The following is a 19,423-nucleotide window of genomic DNA, read 5'->3' as shown; positions in this document are numbered from 1 at the left end:
CGGCGGCCCTTCCAGCTTGCTTTGACGCTCGCGCTGGCTGCCCACGCCGCCTTGCTGGCGTGGGGCGCGCATCGGGCTGTGCCGACGCCGAGAGTCGGCTCAGCGCCTCCTTTCCAGGTCCGCCAGCTGTCCAGCACCGGTGACGTGCGTGGGCAGGTGACTGGCGCTGTGATGCCGCCGCCAGCGTCGCCTCCCCGCAGCCGGGAGCAGCCGGCTGCCGTCGCCGCATCGGCAAACGGTGCCCCGGCGCCCGTTCCGGGCGGTCCCGGGGACGGCGAGCCGGAGTACGTTCCGCGAAGCCGCTTGACAGTCCCGCCCAAACCTCGAGGCGACGTGAACATTCCGTTCCCCGCAATCGAAGGAATGGTCGACTTGCGCATCCAGCTCGCGCTGTTCATCGATGCAAGCGGCAACGTCCGTCGCGTGCGCGTCGATACCGCCGACGTGCCGCCCGCCTTCGCACAGGTCGTGCAAGACGCCTTCCTCAGTGCGCGCTTCCAGCCGGGCGAGGTCGACGCGGTCCCCGTTCCCTCGCAGATCCGTGTCGAAGTGGAGTTCGGGGCGAAACAGGGTCGCTAGGATCCAAGGGATGGACCAGTTCCCATCCCCGCTCGCACAAGCCCTCGCCCTCGCCCGCCTCGCCACCGGCCTGTCCGAGCCGAATCCGCGCGTGGGCTGCGTGCTGGTCGGGCCCGACGGCCAGGTGCTCGGCGCGGGCCACACCCAGCGCGCGGGAGGGCCGCACGCCGAGATCGTCGCCCTGCGGGACGCCGGGGCTCGCGGCCTCGCCGTCAGGGGCGCGACCGCCTTCGTGACGCTGGAACCCTGCTCGCACCACGGGCGCACCGGCCCCTGCTGCGACGCGCTGATCGGCGCCGGCATCGGGCGCGTTGTCGCCAGCTGCACCGACCCGAATCCGCTCGTGGCGGGCCGCGGCTTCGAGCGCCTGCGAGCCGCCGGCATCGACGTGCAGGTGGGCGCAGGCGCCGACGAGACGCACGAGCTGAACCTGGGCTTCTTCAGCCGCATGGTCCGCGGCACGCCCTGGGTGCGGCTGAAGGTCGCCGCGTCCCTGGACGGCAAGACGGCGCTGGACGATGGCCGCAGCCAGTGGATCACCGGGGAGGCGGCGCGTGCGGACGGCCACGCCTGGCGCGCCCGGGCGACGGCGGTCCTCACCGGCATTGGCACCGTGCTGCAGGACGACCCGCGGCTGGACGTGCGACTGGCCGAAGCGCCGCGCCAGCCGGACCTCGTCGTGGTCGACAGCCGCCTCGAGACTCCGCCCGCTGCACGCCTCTTCCTCCCCGGTCGCCGGCTGTGGATCTACGCCGCGGTGGACGATCCGCAGCGCCGGGCCGAGCTGCAGGCGCGCGGCGCCGAGGTCATCGTGCTGCCGAACGCCAGCGGCAAGGTGGATCTGCCCGCGATGCTGCGCGACCTGGCCGCCCGCGAGGTCAACGAGCTGCACGTCGAGGCGGGCTTCAAGCTCAATGGCTCCCTCGTGCGCGAGGGGCTGGTCGACGAGGTGCTGGCCTACCTGGCGCCCTCGCTGATCGGGCAGGGCCAGGGCGTCGCCAGCTTCGGCCCCCTGCCCGCCCTGGACGCCGCCGTACCGCTGGTGTTCCGCTCGGTGGAGCGCGTAGGCGACGACCTTCGCATCGTCGCCCGGGTGGCCGGCCGGGACGCCTTCTGAGGGTCGTCGAGCGAACCTGCGAAAATGCGGGGATGTTCACCGGAATCATCACCGGCGTGGGGCGCATCGCCGCCGTGCACGACCTCGGCAGCAGCAGCCTTCACGGCAAGCGCATCACGGTCGAGGCTCCCGCCGGTTACCTGGACGACGTGGGCCTGGGAGACAGCATCGCGCTCAACGGCGCCTGCATGACGGTCACCACCCTCGATCCCGCCCAGCGCCGCTTCACCATCGAGATCTCCGCCGAGTCGCTGCACAAGACCAGCGGCCTGGCCGAACCCGGTCCGATCAACCTGGAAAAGGCGCTGCGGGCCCATGACCGCCTGGGTGGCCACATCGTGTCCGGCCACGTCGACGGCATCGGCACGGTGTCGCATTTCGCCGCGGTCGGCGAGAGCCACGAGCTGCGCATCCTCGCGCCGGCGTTCCTGGCGAAGTACCTCGCCTACAAGGGCTCGGTCACGGTCAACGGCGTGAGCCTCACCGTCAACTCGGTGCGCGACACCCAGGGCGGCTGCGAGCTGAGCATCAACCTGATCCCGCACACGCTGCAGAACACCGCGCTCCATGCCCTGCGCACCGGCAGCTGCGTGAACCTCGAAATCGACCTGATCGCCCGCTACGTCGAGCGCATGCTCGGGGCCGGGGTCGGCGAGAAGGTGGCGGCATGAGTGCGCTCCTCCAGGAAGTCGGCGTGTCCCCGGTCGAAGACATCGTCGCCGAGATGCGCGCCGGCCGGATGGTGATCCTGGTCGACGAGGAGGACCGCGAGAACGAGGGCGACCTGGTGCTCGCGGCCGACCATGTCACGCCCGAGGCGGTCAACTTCATGGCCCGCTTCGGCCGCGGCCTCATCTGCCTCACTCTCACCCGCGAGCGCTGCGAGCGCCTGCGGCTGCCGCCGATGGCGGCCCGCAACGGCACCAAGATGGGCACGGCCTTCACGGTGTCCATCGAGGCCGCCGAAGGCGTCACCACCGGCATCTCGGCCGCCGACCGCGCCCGCACCGTGCAGGCGGCCGTCGCGCGCGACGCAAAGGCCGACGACCTGGTTCAGCCCGGGCACATCTTCCCGCTGCAGGCGGTGGACGGCGGCGTGCTGATGCGTGCCGGGCACACCGAAGCCGGCTGCGACCTGGCCGGCATGGCCGGCCTCACGCCCGCTGCCGTGATCTGCGAGGTGATGAAGGACGACGGCACGATGGCCCGCCTGCCCGACCTGCAGCGCTTCGCCGCCGAGCACGGACTGAAGATCGGCACGATCGCCGACCTGATCGAATACCGCAGCCGCAACGAAACGCTGGTGCGCAAGATCGGCTCCCGGCCGCTGCACACGCCGTTCGGCGAGTTCACCGCCCACGCCTGGCAGGACAAGCCCAGCCAGGGCCTGCACCTGGCGCTGGTGCGCGGCGAATGGCGCCCCGACGAATCGGTCCTGGTCCGCGTGCACGAGCCGCTGTCGGTGCTGGACGTGCTGGAGACCCAGCGCGGCATGCACTCGTGGAGCCTGGGCGCGAGCCTCAAGCACATCGCCGAGGTCGGCCGCGGCGTCGCGGTCCTGCTCAATTGCGGCGAAGGACCCGACCAGCTGCTGGCGCAGTTCGAGGGTCGCGCCCGCTCGGCGCAGGCGCCCGAACGCGGCCGCATGGACCTGCGCACCTACGGCATCGGCGCCCAGATCCTGCGCGACTGCGGCGTGCACCGCATGACCCTGATGGGCACGCCGCGGCGCCTGCCCAGCATGGCGGGCTACGGTCTCGAGATCACCAGCCACCTCGCCCCCGGCGGCGCGTAACCCAAGGACATCCATGTTTGGCGCAGACAAGGGCAAGGCCGACGCCGGCAGCCTGGCAGGCAAGGGCCTCTCGATCGGCATCGTCCAGGCCCGCTGGAACGAAGGCATCACCAGCGCGCTGGCGCAGGCCTGCAAGGACGAACTCGCGCGCCTCGGCGTGGAGCCGCAGGACATCGACCACGTGCAGGTGCCCGGGGCGCTCGAGATCCCCGTCGCGCTGCAGGCGATGGCCGAGCGCGACCGCTACGACGCGCTGGTGGCCCTCGGCTGCGTGATCCGCGGCGAGACCTACCACTTCGAGCTGGTGGCCAACGAATCGGCCGCCGGCGTCACCCGGGTGTCGCTCGACTACCAGGTGCCCGTGGCCAACGTGATCCTCACCACCGAGACGATGGAGCAGGCGGTGGCCCGCCAGACCGAGAAGGGCGTCGACGCAGCGCGCGTCGTCGTCGAGATGGCCAACCTGCTCGATCGCCTCGCATGACGGGAGCCGCCGCGCACGGCGCGCGTCCCGCCCACACTGAATTCGATGACTGCTGACCCTTCCCTTCCCGACAAGCTGCCTGGGCGCACGGCCACCGGCGCCCGCAAGGCCTCGGCCAAGTCGGCCCGCACCCGCGCCCGCGAGTTCGCGCTGCAGGCGCTCTACCAGCACCTGGTGGGGCGCAACGACGCGCCCTCGATCGACCAGTTCACCCGCGACCTGGCCGGCTTCCACAAGGCCGACACGGGGCACTACGACGCCCTGCTGCACGGCTGCATCCAGGAAGCGGCCGAGCAGGACGCGCTGATCGTGCCGCTGCTCGATCGCAAGATGGCCGAGATCTCCCCCATCGAGCATGCGGTGATGTGGATCGGCGTCTGGGAATTCCGCCATGCGCCCGACGTGCCCTGGCGCGTCGTGATCAACGAGTGCGTGGAACTCGCGAAGGAATTCGGCGGCACCGACGGCCACAAGTACGTGAACGGCGTCCTCAACGGCCTCGCGCCGACGTTGCGGTCGACCGAGGTCGAGGCCGACCGCGCCAGCGGAAAGGCGCGCCCCTGATGCGCATCGCCCGCCGCGCCGAGCGCATCGAGCCGTTCTACGTCATGGAGGTGGCCAAGGCCGCCTCGCAGCTGGCGCGCGAAGTCGCGCGCAGCGACCGGCCGATGGTCTTCCTCAACATCGGCGAGCCGGATTTCACCGCCCCGCCGCTGGTGCAGGAAGCCGCCGAACGCGCGGTGCGCGCCGGCCGCACGCAGTACACCGACGCCACCGGGCTCGACGCCCTGCGCGAGCGCATCAGCGGCTGGTATGCCAGCCGTTTCGGCATCGACGTGCCGGCGCGCCGCATCGTGGTCACGGCCGGCGCGTCCGCCGCGCTGCAGCTGGCCTGCCTGGCCCTCATCGAGGCCGGCGACGAGATCCTGATGCCGGATCCCAGCTATCCCTGCAACCGGCACTTCGTCAGCGCCGCGGAAGGCACGGCGGTGCTGGTGCCGACCACCGCGGCCGAGCGCTTCCAGCTGTCCGCCGCGACCGTCGAAGCGAACTGGGGCCCGCGCACGCGGGGCGTGCTGCTGGCCTCGCCCTCGAATCCCACCGGCACGTCCATCGACCCCGGCGAGCTGCGGCGCATCCACGAGGTGGTGCGCGCCCACGGCGGCATCACGCTGGTCGACGAGATCTACCTGGGCCTGAGCCACGACGACCGCTTCGGCCACTCGGCCCTGGCGCTGGACGACCAGGTGGTGAGCATCAACAGCTTCTCCAAGTACTTCAACATGACCGGCTGGCGCCTGGGCTGGATGGTGGTGCCCGAAGTGCTGGTGCCCGTCATCGAGCGGCTGGCGCAGAACCTGTTCATCTGCCCGAGCACGGTGTCGCAGCACGCCGCCCTCGCCTGCTTCGAGCCGGCCAGCATCGCCGAGTACGAGCGGCGCCGGGCCGAGTTCAAGGCGCGGCGCGACTTCTTCATCCCGGTCCTCGACGAGCTCGGGCTCACCGTGCCCGTGATGCCGGACGGCGCGTTCTACGCCTGGGCCGACTGCTCCGCCTGGTGCGAGAAGCTGGGACTGCCCGACAGCTGGGAGTTCGCGTTCGAGGTGATGAAGCGCGCCCACGTGGCCGTCACGCCGGGGCGGGATTTCGGCACTGCCGACACGCGCCGGTTCGTGCGCTTCTCAACCGCCAGCAGCCTGCAGCACCTGCAGGAGGCGGTGCAGCGACTGCGGGAGATGGCGCCCTGATGGCGTTCCAGCTGCCCGTTCGCATCTACTGGGAAGACACCGACGCCGGCGGCATCGTCTTCTACGCCAACTACCTGAAGTTCTTCGAGCGCGCCCGCACCGAGTGGCTGCGCTCGCTGGGCGTCAGCCAGCGCGACCTGCGCGAGCGCACCGGCGGCATGTTCGTCGTGTCCGAGACCTCGGTGCGATATCTGCAACCTTCGCGCCTGGACGACGAACTTCTGGTGACGGCCCAGCTCCAAGAAGCAGGCCGTGCGTCGATGGTCATCGCGCAGCGGGCGCTGCTGCAACCCACCGGTGCGGTGCTGGCCACCGGCACCATCCGCATCGGGTGGGTCGAAGCGGCCACGCTGCGTCCTGCGAGAATCCCCGCCAACATCCTGGAGGCTTTGAATCAATGAACCACGACCTGTCTATCGTGCAACTGGTGCTCGGCGCCAGCTGGGTGGTGCAGGCCGTCATGCTGCTGCTCGCCTGCGTCTCCATCGCAAGCTGGGCGGCCATTTTCGGCAAGCTGTTCTCGCTCTCGCGCGTGAAGTCGCTCAACGAGGTGTTCGAGCGCGAATTCTGGTCCGGCACCAGCCTGAACGAACTGTTCGCCTCGGCCGCGCAGCACGCCAAGCTCGCCGGCCCGATGGAACGCATCTTCGCCAGCGGCATGCGTGAGTACCAGAAGCTGCGCGAGCGTCGCATCCAGGACGCCGGAACCCTGCTCGATGGCGCGCGCCGCGCGATGCGGGCCAGCTACCAGCGCGAGCTCGATGCCGCGGAGCAGCACCTGTCGTTCCTCGCCTCGGTCGGCTCCGTGTCTCCCTATGTCGGCCTGTTCGGCACCGTGTGGGGGATCATGCATGCGTTCACCGGCCTGGGGGCCCTGCAGCAGGTGACGCTGGCCACCGTGGCCCCCGGCATCGCGGAGGCGCTGGTGGCCACCGCCATCGGCCTGTTCGCCGCCATCCCCGCTGTGGTCGCCTACAACCGGTTCGCCCGCGACATCGATCGCGTGGCCATCCGGCTGGAGACCTTCATCGAGGAGTTCTCCAACATCCTGCAGCGCAATCTCGGCGCCAGTGCCGCGGCGGGCACGGCAGCCACTGCGGCCGCCGCCACGTCCGGCTCGCCGGCCTCGCGGTTCTGACATGCCCGGCGTCGCCGCCCGCGGCCGTGGCCGCCGCACGATCAACGAGATCAACATGGTCCCGTTCATCGACGTCATGCTGGTGCTGCTGATCATCTTCATGGTCACGGCACCGCTCATCACGCCCAGCCTGATCGACCTGCCCAGCGTCGGCAAGGCCAATCGCACCCCCGACCAGAAGGTGGAGGTGGTGATCGGCAAGGACGAAAGCCTGGTGCTGCGCAGCGGCGACAAGAGCTCGCCGATGGCCATGCAGGCGCTGGCCCAGGCGGTGCTCGCGTCGCAGGCCGGCAAGCCTCCCGGCACCGTGGCCGTGGTGATCAGCGCCGACCGCAGCGTGAAGTACGAGACCGTGGTGCGCGTGATGGACACGCTGCAGCGCGCCGGCGTGCAGCGCGTCGGCCTGTCCGTGCAACTGGCCCGCTGACGCCATGCCCGCCGTCGCCGAAGCCCCGGAGTTCACGCCGCCGCCCGAAGGCAGCCTGGGGCGCTCGCTCGCCTTCGCAGTCATCGCGCACCTGGTGCTGGTGATGGCCCTGAGCATTGGCGTGCAGTGGAAGCGCGACGACGACAAGATCGCCGTCGAGGCCGAACTGTGGGCTCCCACGCCGCAGCAGGCCGCGCCCAAGCCGGTCGAAGCGCCTCCGCCGCCGCCTCCGCCCCCACCAGTGGAGAAGCCGGTCGTGCAGCCGCCGCCCGCTCCACCGCAGCGCAGCGATGCCGAGATCGCGCTGGAGCGCGAGCGCCAGCAGGCCGCCGAGGCGGCGAAGAAGCGCGAGGAAGAAGCGGAGCGCCAGCGCAAGCTCGCCGAGCGCAAGCGCCAGGAAGAGCTGGAGAAGCAGCAGCAGGCGAAGAAGGCGGCCGATGAACAGCGTCGCCGCGAGGAACAGGCGAAGGCGAAGCAGGAAGAGCAGGCCAAGCAGAAGCGCGAGGAGCAGGCCAAGGCTCGTCGCGAGAAGCAGGAGGAAGAGCGCCTGGCCAAGATCCGCGAAGAGAACATCAAGCGCATCCAGGGCATGGCCAACGCTACCGGATCGGCAACGTCGACCGGCTCGGCGCTGCAATCCGCGGGCCCCTCGGCCAGCTACGGCGGCCGCGTCCGCGCCAAGGTCAAGCCGAACATCGTGTTCACCGACCTGGTGTCCGGCAATCCGAGCGCCGAGGTCGACGTGCGCCTCGCCCCCGACGGCACGGTGGTGGGCCGCTCCCTGCGCAAGTCCAGTGGCGTCGCCAGCTGGGACGAAGCCGTGCTGCGCGCCATCGATCGCACCGAGGTGTTCCCTCGCGATGTGGACGGCCGCGTGCCCTCCGCGATGACGCTGGTGTTCAGGCCGAAGGACTGAGGTCCGCGGCCATGTCATTGCGGGCTTGACCCGCAATCCAGTGCGGCGCTTCGACAAGCGCTGGATCCCGGGTCAAGCCCGGGATGACGGGCCGCTGGCTCGCTACTCGTAGACGATCTGCGCCTGTCCCGCATCGGCCTGCGCCATCCAGCTGGCCAGCGCGGCATCCGTCGGGAAGAACCGCGCTTCCTCGCCCAGCTGCAGCTCCGCGATCGCCTTGTCGCGACGCAGCGCCAGCCGCACCGGCAGCCCGCGGACCAGCTCGCCCTGCTCCGTCATCTCGCGCCGTGCCGGGAACTCGCGCACCAGCCGCTGGATGTCCGGTGCACGGCCGTTGACCGCCACGCGCAGGAACTTGCCGAAGCGGCAGCGGGCCGTCGCCAGGTCCCAGACCTGCTGCACCGAGATGCGGAAGCCGCCGGTGAAGCGGTCCGGCTGCAGGCGCGCCTGCACGATCACCAGCTCGTCGTCCTTCAGCAGGTTGCGATTGCCATTGAGCACCGCCTCGTCGGCCGTGCCCTCGATCGTGCCGCTCTTGTCATCGAGCTTGAAGAGGGCCAGCTTGCCGCGTTGCCCGTTGATCACGCGCAGGTCGCTGATGATGCCCGCCAGCAGCTGCGGTTCGCGGCTGTCGATCAGGTCGTCGACCTTGGTGCGCACGAAGCGGCGCACCTCCAGCGCCACCTCGTCGAACAGGTGGCCCGAGAGGTAGAAACCGACCGCCGTCTTCTCGTGCGTCAGCCGCTCCTTCACGCCCCAGGGCAGCGCGTCCACCAGGTCCGGCTCCTGCGTGCTGGCGCCATGCGAGTCGCCCATGTCGAACAGCCCGCCCTGGTTGGCGTTCGCCTCCTGCGCATTGGCGAAGTCGAAAGCGCGGTCGATGGAGGCAACCAGCGACGCGCGATTGAGCTGCAGCGTGTCGAACGCGCCGGCCTTGATCAACGCCTCGACCGTGCGCTTGTTGATGCGCGTGCGGTCCACGCGGACGCAGAAATCGAACAGGCTCTTGAACGCCCCACCCTCCTGGCGAGCACGCACGATGGCCTCGATGGCCTGCTGGCCCGTGCCCTTCACGGCGCCGAGGCCGTAGCGGATCGCCTTGTCGGAGATCGGCTCGAAGCGGTAGTTGCCGCGGTTGATGTCCGGCGCCTCGAAGGTGATGCCGAAGTTCTTGATCGCGTCCTCGAACAGCACCTTCAGCTTGTCGGTGTTGTCCATTTCCACGGTCATGTTCGCGCAGAAGAACTCGGCCGTGTAGTGCACCTTCAGCCAGCCCGTGTGGTAGGCCAGCAGCGAGTAGGCGGCGGCGTGCGACTTGTTGAAGCCGTAGCCCGCGAACTTCTCCATCAGGTCGAAGATCTCGTCGGCCTTCTCGGTCGAGATTCCGTTCTTGGCAGCACCCTCGCGGAAGATCTCGCGGTGCTTGGCCATCTCCTCGGCCTTCTTCTTGCCCATCGCGCGGCGCAGCAGGTCGGCGCCGCCGAGGGTGTAGCCGCCCAGGATCTGCGCGGTCTGCATCACCTGCTCCTGGTAGACCATGATCCCGTAGGTCTCCGAGAGCATCTCCGACACCAGCGGATGCGGGTATTCCACCGGTTCGCGCCCGTGCTTGCGGGCCACGAAGCTGGGGATCAGGTCCATCGGACCGGGGCGGTACAGCGCGTTGAGCGCGATCAGGTCCTCCAGGCGCGTGGGCCTCGCGTCACGCAGCATGCCCTGCATGCCGCGCGATTCGAACTGGAACACGGCTTCGGTCTTGCCATCGGAGAACAGGCGGTAGGTGGCCGCGTCGTCCAATGGGATGTTCTCGAACGCGAAGTCCTCCTGGCCCTTGTGGCGGGCGCGGATGAACTCCCGGGCGATCTCCAGGATGGTGAGCGTGGCCAGGCCCAGGAAGTCGAACTTCACCAGGCCCGCCGCTTCCACGTCGTCCTTGTCGTACTGGCTCACGGCCGATTCGCTGCCCGGCTGCTGGTACAGCGGCGTGAAGTCCGTGAGCTTGCCCGGCGCGATCAGCACGCCACCCGCGTGCATGCCGATGTTGCGCGTCATGCCCTCGAGCTTCTGCGCGAAATGCAGCAGCGTCTTGACCTCGTCTTCCTTCTCCAGGCGGTCGGCCAGGATCGGTTCGACCTTGATCGCCTCGGCGATCGTGATGTGCTGGCCCGGCTTGTTGGGAATGAGCTTGCTGATGCCGTCGCAGAACGTGTAGCTCATGTCCAGCACCCGCCCGACGTCGCGGATGGCCGCGCGCGCGGCCATGGTGCCGAAGGTGGCGATCTGGCTCACCGCCTCGCGCCCGTACTTCTGCTTCACGTACTCGATGACGCGATCGCGATTGCCCTGGCAGAAGTCGATGTCGAAGTCGGGCATGGACACCCGCTCCGGGTTCAGGAAGCGCTCGAACAGCAGGTTGTATTGCAGCGGGTCCAGGTCGGTGATCTTCAGCGCATACGCCACCAGCGAGCCGGCGCCCGAACCGCGGCCCGGACCCACCGGGCAGCCGTTGTTCTTGGCCCAGTTGATGAAGTCGCCCACGATCAGGAAGTAGCCCGGGAATCCCATCTTCAGGATGGTCCCGATCTCGAACTCGAGGCGCTCGACGTAGCGCGGCGTTTCCTTCTCGCGCTGCGCCGCGTCCGGGTACAGGTGGACCAGGCGCTCCTTCAGTCCCTCGTGCGACGCATGGCGGAAGTACTCCTCGATCGGCATGCCGTTGGGCGTCGGGAAGTTGGGCAGGCGCGGCTTGCCCAGGTCCAGCACCAGGTTGCAGCGCTTGGCCACCTCCAGCGTGTTGGCCACGGCCGAGGGCACGTCGGCGAAGAGCGCCTCCATCTCCGCGGCCGGCTTGAACCACTGCTCGCGCGTGAACTTGCGCACGCGGCGCTGGTTGCCCAGGATCTCGCCCTCGGCGATGCACACGCGCGCCTCGTGCGCCTCGTAGTCGTCGGCGGTCGTGTACTGCACCGGGTGCGTGGCGACCACGGGCAGCTTCAGCGCCGCGGCCAGTTGCACGGCCGCGGCGACATGCTTCTCGTCGTCGGGACGCCCGGCGCGTTGCAGCTCGATGTAGAAGCGGTGCGGGAACAGCGACGCCAGCTCCAGCGCGGCCTGGCTGGCGCGCTGCTGGTCGCCCTGCAGCAGCGCCTGGCCCACCGGTCCGGCGTGCGCGCCGGAGAGGAGGATCAGCCCCTCGCCCAGCTCGCGCAGCCACTCGAGCTTGCACGCGCCCTGCGCACGCACCACGTTCTGCGTCCACGCGCGCGCCAGCAGCTCGCACAGGTTCAGGTAGCCGTTGCGGTTCTGCACCAGCAGCACGACGCGCGACAGCGCGCTGGCGTCGGCCCCCACGCCCTGCAGCAGGACCTCGGCGCCGATCAGGGGCTTGACGCCCGCGCCACGCGCGGCTTTGTAGAACTTGATTGCCCCGAACAGGTTGTTCAGGTCCGAGATGCCCAGCGCCGGCTGGCCATCGGCCGCCGCGGCCTTCACGACGTCGTCGATGCGGTTCGTGCCGTCGACGATGGAGAACTCGGTGTGCAGGCGCAGGTGGACGAACATGCGCCCATTTTAAGAAGCCGGGTCCGCCCGGCCCGGAAGAATCGCACGCCCCTGTCGCCCCCACGGAGGCGGGGACCCAAGGCGTGCACGGAAGCCCTGGATTCCCGCCTTCGCGGGAATGACAGGCCGACGGCCTCTTAAAATTCGGCAGTGCACGCCGTCCTGAACGTCTCCGGCTACTGCTTCGCCCGGCTCGACGACCCCCACGCGTTGCGCGATGTGCTGCTCGAGGCGGCCGCGCAGCGCCACCTGAAGGGGACAATCGTCCTCGCGCACGAGGGCATCAACCTGTTCCTGGCGGGATCGGAAAGCGGCATCGAGAGCCTGCTCACGATCATCCGGGCGCAGCCAGGCCTGCAGGGGTTCGACACCAAGCGCAGCTGGTCGCAGTCCCAGCCGTTCCGCAAGCTGCTGGTGAAGGTCAAGGCCGAGATCATCCGCATGAACCAGCCGGCCATCGCACCGCAGGAAGGCCGCGCACCCGCCATCCACGCGCGGACGGTGAAGCGCTGGCTCGACCAGGGCCATGACGACGAGGGCCGGCCGGTGGTCACGCTGGACACGCGCAATGCATTCGAGGTCGACCACGGCACCTTCGACGGCGCGATCGACTGGCGCCTGCACAAGTTCAGCGACTTCCCGGCGGCACTGCACGCCCACAAGGGCGAGCTCGAAGGCAAGACCGTCGTGAGCTTCTGCACCGGCGGCATCCGCTGCGAGAAGGCCGCGCTCGTGATGCGCGAAGCCGGGCTCGACCACGTGTGGCAGCTGGAAGGCGGGATCCTCAAGTACTTCGAGGAAGCCGGCGGCGCGCACTACCACGGCACCTGCTTCGTGTTCGACGAGCGGGAAGCGCTGGATCCGGAGCTGTTGCCGGCGAAGGGATGATCCATCAGGGTGTCATCCCGGGCTTGACCCGGGATCCAGCGCCGGCGCGTGATCGACCGCGGGACTGGATTGCGGGTCAAGCCCGCAATGACATCTTCAGGTCCTGACGAGGGATCACTCGCCGATCTACGACATCGGCTCCGGCGGCGTAAACCGGGTCGGCGGCAACGGGATGAATTCCTTGTCGTCGCCCGGCACGACACCGAAGCGGCCCTCTTCCCAATCCGCGCTGGCCTGCAGGATGCGGTCCTTGCGGCTGGACACGAAGTTCCAGTACATGAAGCGTTCGCCCAGCGGGTCGCCACCGACCACGACGAGGCGGGCCTCGCCATCGGCCTCGATGCGGGCCGGCGCACCGCCTTCCAGCACGAGCATCTGCCGCTCGGGCATGTCTTCGCCATCGAGACACAGGGTGCCCTGCAACGGATAGATCGCGAGTTCCGCGGCCAATGGCGGCAGCTCGAAGCGCCCGCCCTGCGGCAGCGCCACGTCGAGATACAGCGTCGGCGACGCCGGCTGCACCGGTGAGCGAACGCCGAAGGCCTGGCCGACCAGCACCCGCACCTGCGCGTCCCCGGCGACAACCTGCGGGATCGCGTCCGCCGGCGTGTGCACGAAGGACGGCGCGATCTCTTCCTTGTCGGCCGGCAGCGCCACCCACAACTGCAAGCCGTGGTTGACGAAGGCGCGACCGCGCAGGTCGTCGGGCTTGCGCTCGGAATGCACGATGCCGCGTCCTGCCGTCATCCAGTTGATCGCGCCCGGCTCGATGCGCTGCACGCTGCCCAGGCTGTCCCTGTGCATCATCGCGCCCTCGAAGAGGTAGGTGACCGTCGCCAGCCCGATGTGCGGATGCGGCCGCACGTCGTGGTTGTCGACCGGCAATTCGGTCACCGGCCCGAAGTGGTCGAAGAACACGAAGGGCCCGACGCTGCGCTGGCGCGCGGCCGGCAGCAATCGGCGGACCTTGAAGCCGCCGCCCAGGTCCTTCTCGTGCCCTTGCAGCGCCAGCGCGCCGGCCATGGTGTCAGGCCCTCGCCAGCCGCGCCGTCACTTCGGCCACGCGCTTGCCGAACAGGCGCGCCGTCTCCAGGTCGCCAGCGGACATCGCGTCGGCGCCGGCATCGGAGGGCGACTGCGCGATCGCGCCGCTGTACGACACCAGGTAGTTCACGTCGTCACGCTTCGCGGCGCGCGTGTTCGACGGCATCAGGCCCTGGCTCACCCAGATCATCGAATGCTGCATGGCCAGCGTGAACAGGTCGACGAGCGCATTGAACTTGTCGCCGTTCATGCCGGCGCTGTTGGTGAAGCCGGCCGCGACCTTGTCCTTCCACTCCTGCGCGAACCACTGCTTCGACGACGCATCGGCGAATTTCTTGAACTGCCAGGTCGGCGAGCCCATGTAGGTGGGCGAGCCGAAGATGATGCCGTCCGCTGCCTTGAGCTCCTCCCAGCCCCCGGCCGGCAGGTTGCCGTCGGCGTCGATGGCGATCAGGCGCGCTCCCGCGCCTTCGGCGACGGCCTGCGCCATGCGCTGGGTGTGGCCGTAGCCGGAGTGGTAGACGACAGCGATGGAGGGCATGGGGAACGTGTCCTTGTTGTGGAGTCAGGAGAAAGAACGCCGGCACGAGGCCGGCGCGTTCAGGGTATCAGGCGAAACGCGATCAGCTGCGTGCGCGTCCGTCGACGCTCAGTCGGCCGGGACCGAAAGCGTAGAACGCCAGCAGGCCGCCGACGATGGCCAGGTTCTTGGTGAAGTTCAGCTTCTGCATCATCACCTGCGCGTCGGGCACCGCCCAGTAGCCGTGGAAGATCGGCGTGATCACGGCCGTGAAGATGGCCAGGCCCAGCGCGGCCCAGCGCGCCTGCCAGCCGACCAGCACCAGCAGGCCCAGGCCCAGCTCGGCGAACACGGCGATCGCGGCGCACACCTCCGGCAGCGGCACGCCCTTGGAGGCGATGTAGCCGACCGTGCCGGCGAAGCCGAGCAGCTTGCTGAAGCCCGAGGGCACGAACAGGTAGGCGATCAGCACGCGGCCGAGCAGGGCGGCGACGTCGGACGCCGAGCTCGCGGTGGTGCCGGCCGTGGTGGCGGTGGCGCCGTGGGTCATGGTTGCCATGGAAATCTTCCTTTCAGGTGTGGAACAAACAACGGGACTAATCAGGGCTCGAGGTCGAACACCAGCACCTCGGCGTGGCGCCCCTGGCGCAGCTGCACGCGGGTCTCATTGTCGAGCAGGAGCGCGTCGCCTGCATGCAGGACTTGCCCGTTGGCCTCGAGTTCCCCCGCACCAGGTGCACGTAGCCCTTGCGGCCGCTGGCCAGCTGCAGCTCGGCCGACTCGTCGCCGTCGAACAGGCCGGCATAGAGACGCGCGTTGGCATGGATCGTCACGGAGCCTTCGGCGCCATCGGGCGATGCCACCAGGCGCAGCTGGCCGCGCTTGTCGGCATCGGTGAAGGTCTTCTGCTCGTAGCCGGGCGTGATCCCGCGCTCGTTGGGCAGGATCCAGATCTGCAGGAAGTGCGTGGTCTGGTTCGGCGCGTGGTTGAACTCGCTGTGCTGCACGCCCGTGCCGGCGCTCATGCGCTGCACGTCGCCGGGCGGGATGCCCTTGACGTTGCCCATGCTGTCCTTGTGCGCGAGGTTGCCCTCGAGCACGTAGCTCACGATCTCCATGTCGCGGTGGCCGTGGGTACCGAAGCCGGTGCCCGGAGCGATGCGGTCCTCGTTGATCACGCGCAGGTTGCCCCAGCCCATGTGCTCGGGGTCGTAGTAGTTCGCGAACGAGAAGCTGTGGTGCGAGTCCAGCCAGCCGTGGTTGGCATGGCCGCGCTCGGCGGATCGGCGAAGGGTCAGCATGGCGTTCTCCTTGTGAAGCGATGCGGGTGCAATGGAGCCAATGTAGGTGCCGCTCGCGCCTTCATCAGCGGTCCGGCTTTGATGGCATCATTCAAAAAAACTGAACGCCCAGATGCCTGCTTCGACGCCCCGCGAGGTGCTCACGCCCGATGCCCTGGCCCTGCTGCAGACGGTGGCGCGCACCGGCAGCTTCGCCGCCGCGGCCCGCGAGCTGGGCCTGGTGCCCAGCGCAGTCACGTACCGCGTGCGGCAGGTCGAGGACGCGCTCGACGCCTTGCTGTTCGACCGTGCCTCGCGCCAGGCGCGCCTCACCGCCGCGGGCAGCGAGCTGCTGCGCGAGGGCGAGCGCCTGCTCGGCGAGGTCGATGCGGTGGCCAATCGCGTGCGGCGCGTGGCCACCGGCTGGGAGTCGCAGCTCACCATCGCCGTGGACGTCGTGGTGTCGGCCAGCACCATCATGGAACTGGCGCAGGCCTTCTTCGAGGTCGCGCCGCAGACCCGCCTGCGCCTGCGCGACGAGTCGCTCTCGGGCACGCTGCAGGCCATCGTGCGCGGGGAAGCCGACCTGGCCCTGGGCGTCGCGCTCGAACCGGGCAACACGCTGGGGCTGCAAAGCCGCGCGCTCGGCGAAGTGCCCTTCGTGTTCGCGGTGGCGCCGCACCACCCGATCGCGTCGGCGCCCGAGCCGGTCGGCGACGACGTGATCCTGCAGCACCGTGCAGTGGCCGTCGCCGACTCCGTGCAGCGCGGAGCCGGCGTCACGATGGGCCTGCTCGCCGGGCAAGACGTCTTCACGGTGCCGACGATGCGAGCCAAGCTCGATGCGCAGCTGCGCGGCATCGGCGTGGGCTTCCTGCCCGAGCCGATGGCGCGTCCCTACCTCGACACCGGCCGCCTGGTGGCAAGACAGGTGCGGCGGCCTTCGCGCCTGGCCCGCATGAGCTACGTGTGGCGCGAAGGCGGCGCGCTCGGGCCCGGACGCGGCCTGCAGTGGTGGCTGGCCCAGCTGGAAAGCAAGGCCACGCGCGATGCACTGCTGCACCGCCACGTCAGCGCCCTCGCCGGCTGAGACAATGCACCCGATGCCGACCACCAACGCCGCTCCTGCCCGCAACTTCGCCGTCATCGGTGCCGGGCTCGCCGGCATCACGGCGGCCCGCACCCTGGCCCAGGCCGGCCACCGCGTGCAGCTTTTCGAGAAGGCGCTCAAGGTCGGCGGCCGCATGGCCAGCCGGCACACGCCGTTCGGCACGTTCGACCACGGAACGCAGTTCTTCACCGTGCGTGACGAACGCTTCGCCGCCGCGCTGGCCACCACGCCTTCGGCCTGCCGACGCTGGAGCGCCACCGCCGTCCGCGTGCTGGACCCGCTCGGCCGCGTGGCAGAGGCGGCGCAGCCCACACCCGAGGCGCACTGGGTCGGCACGCCGGCCATGGACGTGCTGCCCAAGCACTGGGCCCAGCCCCTGGCCGACAGCGGCGCCATCACGCTGGGCACGCACGTGCAGGCGATGGAGCGCGATGCGCTCGACGCGCAGCGCTGGCAGCTGAACACGCGCGGCGACGACGGCAGCGTGCACGTGTTCGCCGGTTTCGATGCGGTGCTGCTGGCCATTCCCCCGGCGCATGCGGCCGCACTGCTGGAGCGCTCGCGCCTGGCACCCACCTTCGTCTCGCGCATGCGCGAGGTGGAGATCGCGCCGTGCTGGACCCTGATGCTGGCCTTCCCGCAGGCGGTGCAGCCCGGCCTGCCGCACATCGGCCCGCAGTGGAACGCGGCCCTGAGCACGCACCACCGCATCGCCTGGCTGGCGCGCGAGTCCTCCAAGCCGGGGCGCGGCGCCGTGGAGCGCTGGACCGTGCAGGCGAGCCCCGCCTGGTCGGCCGAGCACCTGGACGACGATCCGCAACGCGTGGAAGCCAAGCTGCGCAAGGCGTTCGCCGAGATCACCGGCATCCGCGCCGAGCCGGGCCATGCGCAGGTCAAGCGCTGGCGCTACGCCAAGACCACCGCGCCGCTGGGCCGCTCGCACCTCTGGGACGGGCGCCTGGGCCTGGGCGCCTGCGGCGACTGGTGCCTGGGCTACCGCCTCGAGCACGCGTTCGTGTCCGGGCTGGAGCTGGCACTGGCCGCCCTGGCCCCATGACTGCGTATAGAGGGCGCTTCGCGCCCTCGCCCACCGGGCCGCTGCATGCCGGCTCGCTGGTGGCGGCGTTGGCCAGCTGGCTCGATGCACGCGCGCATGGTGGCCGATGGCTGGTGCGCATGGAGGACGTGGACACGCCGCGTTGCATTCCCGGTGCCGACACCACGATCCTGGCGCAGCTGGCGGCCTGCCACCTGCTCCCCGACGAACCACCGCAATGGCAATCGAAACGCGGCGCGCTGTACCAGGCCGCGCTCGGTCGGCTGGTGCGCACGCGCAAGGCCTATCCCTGCGCCTGTTCGCGCAAGGACATCGAGGACGCGCTGGCAGCCCAGGGCCGTCCCCGTGTGCGCGGCCAGGAAGCGCCCTACCCCGGCACCTGCCGGTCGGGCCTGCACGGGCGGCCTGCCCGCGCGTGGCGCCTGCGCGTGCCCGAAGGCGTCGTGCGCTGGACCGACCGCCGCCTCGGCCCGCAGCAGCAGGACGTGGCCACCGAGGTCGGCGACTTCGTGCTGCGCCGCGCGGACGGCCTGTGGGCGTACCAGCTCGCTGTCGTCGTCGACGATGCCGACGAGGGCATCACGCATGTCGTGCGTGGCGAGGACCTGGCCGACAACACGCCGCGGCAACTGGTGCTCCAGCGGGCGCTGGGCCTGGGCGCGCCGGCCTACCTGCACACGCCGCTGGTGCTGGCGGCCGACGGCGAGAAGCTGTCCAAGCAGAACGGCGCGATGCCGCTGGACCTGCGCGATCCGCTCGCTGCGATGAATGCGGCCGCCGCGGTGCTGGGCCTGCCCGGGCAGGCCACGTCGCTGCCCGACGCACTTGCGGCCTGGGTGCGTCACTGGCCGTTCCTACAATCGCCCGGTGACTGACGAGACCGATTCCTCCGCACCGCACGCGCCCGAGGGCGTGCCGCATCCACGCACCATCCGCAGCTTCGTGCGCCGCGCCGGCCGCACGACCGTCGGGCAGGCCCGTGCGATGCAGGACCTCGGGCCTCGGTTCCTGGTCCCCTTCCAATCCACGCCGCTGGACTTGCCCGCCACCTTCGGTCGCACGGCGCCGGTGGTCCTGGAGATCGGGTTCGGCATGGGCGACGCCACAGCGCACATCGCGGGCCTGATGCCGGAGAAGGACTTCCTCTGCTGCGAGGTGCACGAGCCCGGCGTGGGCGCGCTGCTCAAGCGCATCGGCGAGAACGACCTGTCCAACATCCGCATCGTGCAGCACGACGCCGTGGAGGTGCTGAACCAGATGCTGGTGCCGGCGTCACTGGACGGCGTGCACGTGTTCTTCCCCGATCCCTGGCACAAGCTGCGCCACCACAAGCGGCGGCTGATCCAGGCGCCCCTCGTGACGCTGGTCGCGAGCCGCCTCAAGCCCGGCGGCTACCTGCACTGCGCGACGGACTGGGAGCCGTATGCGCAGCAGATGCTGCAGGTGCTGGGGGAGGAGCCGCAGTTGCGAAACACCTCGGAAAAATTTGCGCCGAAACCGTCCTATCGTCCGGAGACGAAATTCGAGCGACGTGGACTCAGGCTTGGTCACGGAGTCTGGGACGTCGTCTTCGTCAAGCGCTGACGAAGATTCACCGGGGGGCGTGGCAGGCGGCGCCTGGCAGGGCCTCATAGTGGGACGGCGGCCGCTTCGCTGCGCTCGCACCGGCTTCCTTCCGCCTCTGCGCCGGTCTGGCTGGTCCGGCCTCGCTGCGCCTAAAGGCTCCGCTCAGACACGTTGCCGGAAGCCAGATGACGA

General features: G+C 69.9%; 20 protein-coding genes and 1 pseudogene. 16 read left to right on the top strand and 5 right to left on the bottom strand.

The window, feature by feature from the left end; all coding sequences use genetic code 11:
* Nucleotides 1–333: 333 nt before the first annotated feature.
* From ACPWT1_RS13790 to tolA, 11 genes are read left to right on the top strand one after another with little or no spacing between them, the layout of a single operon-like run.
* Complete coding sequence (locus ACPWT1_RS13790; protein WP_427911744.1) at nucleotides 334–579, top strand: energy transducer TonB; 246 nt, start codon at nucleotides 334–336, stop codon at nucleotides 577–579.
* Between the two features lie 10 nt (nucleotides 580–589).
* Nucleotides 590–1,696 (top strand): bifunctional diaminohydroxyphosphoribosylaminopyrimidine deaminase/5-amino-6-(5-phosphoribosylamino)uracil reductase RibD, encoded by a 1,107-nt coding sequence (gene ribD / locus ACPWT1_RS13785; protein WP_427911743.1) that lies wholly within the window; start codon nucleotides 590–592, stop codon nucleotides 1,694–1,696.
* 32 nt (nucleotides 1,697–1,728) lie between these two features.
* Nucleotides 1,729–2,367, top strand: a complete 639-nt coding sequence (locus ACPWT1_RS13780) for a riboflavin synthase (RefSeq protein WP_427911742.1) — start codon at nucleotides 1,729–1,731, stop codon at nucleotides 2,365–2,367.
* Entirely contained in the window at nucleotides 2,364–3,491 is a 1,128-nt protein-coding gene (gene ribBA / locus ACPWT1_RS13775; protein WP_427911741.1) for a bifunctional 3,4-dihydroxy-2-butanone-4-phosphate synthase/GTP cyclohydrolase II, read from the top strand. Before ACPWT1_RS13780 ends, ribBA begins: the two co-directional genes overlap by 4 nt.
* A 13-nt stretch (nucleotides 3,492–3,504) precedes the next feature.
* Nucleotides 3,505–3,975 (top strand): 6,7-dimethyl-8-ribityllumazine synthase, encoded by a 471-nt coding sequence (ribH, locus tag ACPWT1_RS13770; protein ID WP_427911740.1) that lies wholly within the window; start codon nucleotides 3,505–3,507, stop codon nucleotides 3,973–3,975.
* Nucleotides 3,976–4,020: 45 nt separating this feature from the next.
* Complete coding sequence (gene nusB, locus ACPWT1_RS13765) at nucleotides 4,021–4,539, top strand: transcription antitermination factor NusB (protein WP_427911739.1); 519 nt, start codon at nucleotides 4,021–4,023, stop codon at nucleotides 4,537–4,539.
* On the top strand, nucleotides 4,539–5,723 hold the full coding sequence (locus ACPWT1_RS13760) for a pyridoxal phosphate-dependent aminotransferase (RefSeq protein ID WP_427911738.1): 1,185 nt from the start codon (nucleotides 4,539–4,541) through the stop codon (nucleotides 5,721–5,723). The genes nusB and ACPWT1_RS13760 overlap by 1 nt, the downstream gene beginning before the upstream one ends.
* Nucleotides 5,723–6,124 (top strand): tol-pal system-associated acyl-CoA thioesterase, encoded by a 402-nt coding sequence (gene ybgC, locus ACPWT1_RS13755; protein ID WP_427911737.1) that lies wholly within the window; start codon nucleotides 5,723–5,725, stop codon nucleotides 6,122–6,124. The genes ACPWT1_RS13760 and ybgC overlap by 1 nt, the downstream gene beginning before the upstream one ends.
* On the top strand, nucleotides 6,121–6,861 hold the full coding sequence (gene tolQ / locus ACPWT1_RS13750; RefSeq protein ID WP_427911736.1) for a protein TolQ: 741 nt from the start codon (nucleotides 6,121–6,123) through the stop codon (nucleotides 6,859–6,861). Before ybgC ends, tolQ begins: the two co-directional genes overlap by 4 nt.
* A 1-nt stretch (nucleotide 6,862) precedes the next feature.
* Nucleotides 6,863–7,288, top strand: a complete 426-nt coding sequence (locus ACPWT1_RS13745; protein WP_427911735.1) for an ExbD/TolR family protein — start codon at nucleotides 6,863–6,865, stop codon at nucleotides 7,286–7,288.
* A 4-nt stretch (nucleotides 7,289–7,292) separates the two neighbouring features.
* Nucleotides 7,293–8,204, top strand: coding sequence for a cell envelope integrity protein TolA (gene tolA, locus ACPWT1_RS13740; protein ID WP_427911734.1), 912 nt, complete (start codon nucleotides 7,293–7,295; stop codon nucleotides 8,202–8,204).
* 102 nt (nucleotides 8,205–8,306) lie between these two features.
* Here tolA and dnaE read toward each other — a convergent pair whose 3' ends face one another.
* Nucleotides 8,307–11,765, bottom strand: a complete 3,459-nt coding sequence (dnaE, locus tag ACPWT1_RS13735; protein ID WP_427911733.1) for a DNA polymerase III subunit alpha — start codon at nucleotides 11,763–11,765, stop codon at nucleotides 8,307–8,309.
* 150 nt (nucleotides 11,766–11,915) lie between these two features.
* Here dnaE and ACPWT1_RS13730 point away from each other — a divergent pair, with 150 nt between their 5' ends.
* The gene (locus ACPWT1_RS13730; protein ID WP_427911732.1) at nucleotides 11,916–12,653 is read left to right on the top strand and encodes a sulfurtransferase; all 738 of its coding nucleotides are present in this window, start codon (nucleotides 11,916–11,918) and stop codon (nucleotides 12,651–12,653) included.
* 126 nt (nucleotides 12,654–12,779) lie between these two features.
* On the opposite strand, the gene ACPWT1_RS13725 is transcribed toward ACPWT1_RS13730, so the two are convergent.
* The 4 genes and pseudogenes from ACPWT1_RS13725 to ACPWT1_RS13710 form a co-directional block, all read right to left on the bottom strand.
* On the bottom strand, nucleotides 12,780–13,676 hold the full coding sequence (locus ACPWT1_RS13725; RefSeq protein ID WP_427911731.1) for a pirin family protein: 897 nt from the start codon (nucleotides 13,674–13,676) through the stop codon (nucleotides 12,780–12,782).
* A 4-nt stretch (nucleotides 13,677–13,680) separates the two neighbouring features.
* Nucleotides 13,681–14,238, bottom strand: a complete 558-nt coding sequence (locus tag ACPWT1_RS13720; protein ID WP_427911730.1) for a flavodoxin family protein — start codon at nucleotides 14,236–14,238, stop codon at nucleotides 13,681–13,683.
* An 82-nt stretch (nucleotides 14,239–14,320) separates the two neighbouring features.
* A complete protein-coding gene (locus ACPWT1_RS13715) occupies nucleotides 14,321–14,776 on the bottom strand; it encodes a DoxX family protein (protein WP_427911729.1) in 456 nt (151 codons plus the stop codon).
* 41 nt (nucleotides 14,777–14,817) lie between these two features.
* Nucleotides 14,818–15,518: pseudogene (locus ACPWT1_RS13710) on the bottom strand (pirin family protein).
* A 112-nt stretch (nucleotides 15,519–15,630) separates the two neighbouring features.
* Here ACPWT1_RS13710 and ACPWT1_RS13705 point away from each other — a divergent pair.
* Genes ACPWT1_RS13705 through trmB form a run of 4 tightly spaced genes read left to right on the top strand, consistent with a single transcriptional unit; the run spans nucleotide 15,631 to nucleotide 19,249 of the window.
* Entirely contained in the window at nucleotides 15,631–16,587 is a 957-nt protein-coding gene (locus tag ACPWT1_RS13705) for a LysR family transcriptional regulator (protein WP_427911728.1), read from the top strand.
* 13 nt (nucleotides 16,588–16,600) lie between these two features.
* Nucleotides 16,601–17,665, top strand: a complete 1,065-nt coding sequence (locus ACPWT1_RS13700) for an NAD(P)/FAD-dependent oxidoreductase (protein WP_427911727.1) — start codon at nucleotides 16,601–16,603, stop codon at nucleotides 17,663–17,665.
* Nucleotides 17,662–18,540, top strand: coding sequence for a tRNA glutamyl-Q(34) synthetase GluQRS (gene gluQRS / locus ACPWT1_RS13695; RefSeq protein ID WP_427911726.1), 879 nt, complete (start codon nucleotides 17,662–17,664; stop codon nucleotides 18,538–18,540). Before ACPWT1_RS13700 ends, gluQRS begins: the two co-directional genes overlap by 4 nt.
* Nucleotides 18,533–19,249 (top strand): tRNA (guanosine(46)-N7)-methyltransferase TrmB, encoded by a 717-nt coding sequence (gene trmB / locus ACPWT1_RS13690; protein WP_427911725.1) that lies wholly within the window; start codon nucleotides 18,533–18,535, stop codon nucleotides 19,247–19,249. The genes gluQRS and trmB overlap by 8 nt, the downstream gene beginning before the upstream one ends.
* The last annotated feature ends 174 nt before the right edge of the window (nucleotides 19,250–19,423 follow it).

It is taken from the genome of Ramlibacter sp. MMS24-I3-19 (assembly GCF_050320135.1).
Classification (GTDB): domain Bacteria; phylum Pseudomonadota; class Gammaproteobacteria; order Burkholderiales; family Burkholderiaceae_C; genus Ramlibacter.
Note: the sequence above shows the minus strand (reverse complement) of the source record. Positions and strands in the feature narration are given on the sequence as shown.

Excerpts from the sequence above, each read along its gene's own strand:
- ribD (WP_427911743.1), top strand. The coding sequence starts at position 590 with ATGGACCAGTTCCCATCCCCGCTCGCACAAGCCCTCGCCCTCGCCCGC.
- ACPWT1_RS13780 (WP_427911742.1), top strand. The coding sequence starts at position 1,729 with ATGTTCACCGGAATCATCACCGGCGTGGGGCGCATCGCCGCCGTGCAC.
- ribBA (WP_427911741.1), top strand. The coding sequence starts at position 2,364 with ATGAGTGCGCTCCTCCAGGAAGTCGGCGTGTCCCCGGTCGAAGACATC.
- ribH (WP_427911740.1), top strand. The coding sequence starts at position 3,505 with ATGTTTGGCGCAGACAAGGGCAAGGCCGACGCCGGCAGCCTGGCAGGC.
- nusB (WP_427911739.1), top strand. The coding sequence starts at position 4,021 with ATGACTGCTGACCCTTCCCTTCCCGACAAGCTGCCTGGGCGCACGGCC.
- ACPWT1_RS13760 (WP_427911738.1), top strand. The coding sequence starts at position 4,539 with ATGCGCATCGCCCGCCGCGCCGAGCGCATCGAGCCGTTCTACGTCATG.
- ybgC (WP_427911737.1), top strand. The coding sequence starts at position 5,723 with ATGGCGTTCCAGCTGCCCGTTCGCATCTACTGGGAAGACACCGACGCC.
- tolQ (WP_427911736.1), top strand. The coding sequence starts at position 6,121 with ATGAACCACGACCTGTCTATCGTGCAACTGGTGCTCGGCGCCAGCTGG.
- ACPWT1_RS13745 (WP_427911735.1), top strand. The coding sequence starts at position 6,863 with ATGCCCGGCGTCGCCGCCCGCGGCCGTGGCCGCCGCACGATCAACGAG.
- tolA (WP_427911734.1), top strand. The coding sequence starts at position 7,293 with ATGCCCGCCGTCGCCGAAGCCCCGGAGTTCACGCCGCCGCCCGAAGGC.
- dnaE (WP_427911733.1), bottom strand. The coding sequence starts at position 11,765 with ATGTTCGTCCACCTGCGCCTGCACACCGAGTTCTCCATCGTCGACGGC.
- ACPWT1_RS13725 (WP_427911731.1), bottom strand. The coding sequence starts at position 13,676 with ATGGCCGGCGCGCTGGCGCTGCAAGGGCACGAGAAGGACCTGGGCGGC.
- ACPWT1_RS13720 (WP_427911730.1), bottom strand. The coding sequence starts at position 14,238 with ATGCCCTCCATCGCTGTCGTCTACCACTCCGGCTACGGCCACACCCAG.
- ACPWT1_RS13715 (WP_427911729.1), bottom strand. The coding sequence starts at position 14,776 with ATGGCAACCATGACCCACGGCGCCACCGCCACCACGGCCGGCACCACC.
- ACPWT1_RS13705 (WP_427911728.1), top strand. The coding sequence starts at position 15,631 with ATGCCTGCTTCGACGCCCCGCGAGGTGCTCACGCCCGATGCCCTGGCC.
- ACPWT1_RS13700 (WP_427911727.1), top strand. The coding sequence starts at position 16,601 with ATGCCGACCACCAACGCCGCTCCTGCCCGCAACTTCGCCGTCATCGGT.
- gluQRS (WP_427911726.1), top strand. The coding sequence starts at position 17,662 with ATGACTGCGTATAGAGGGCGCTTCGCGCCCTCGCCCACCGGGCCGCTG.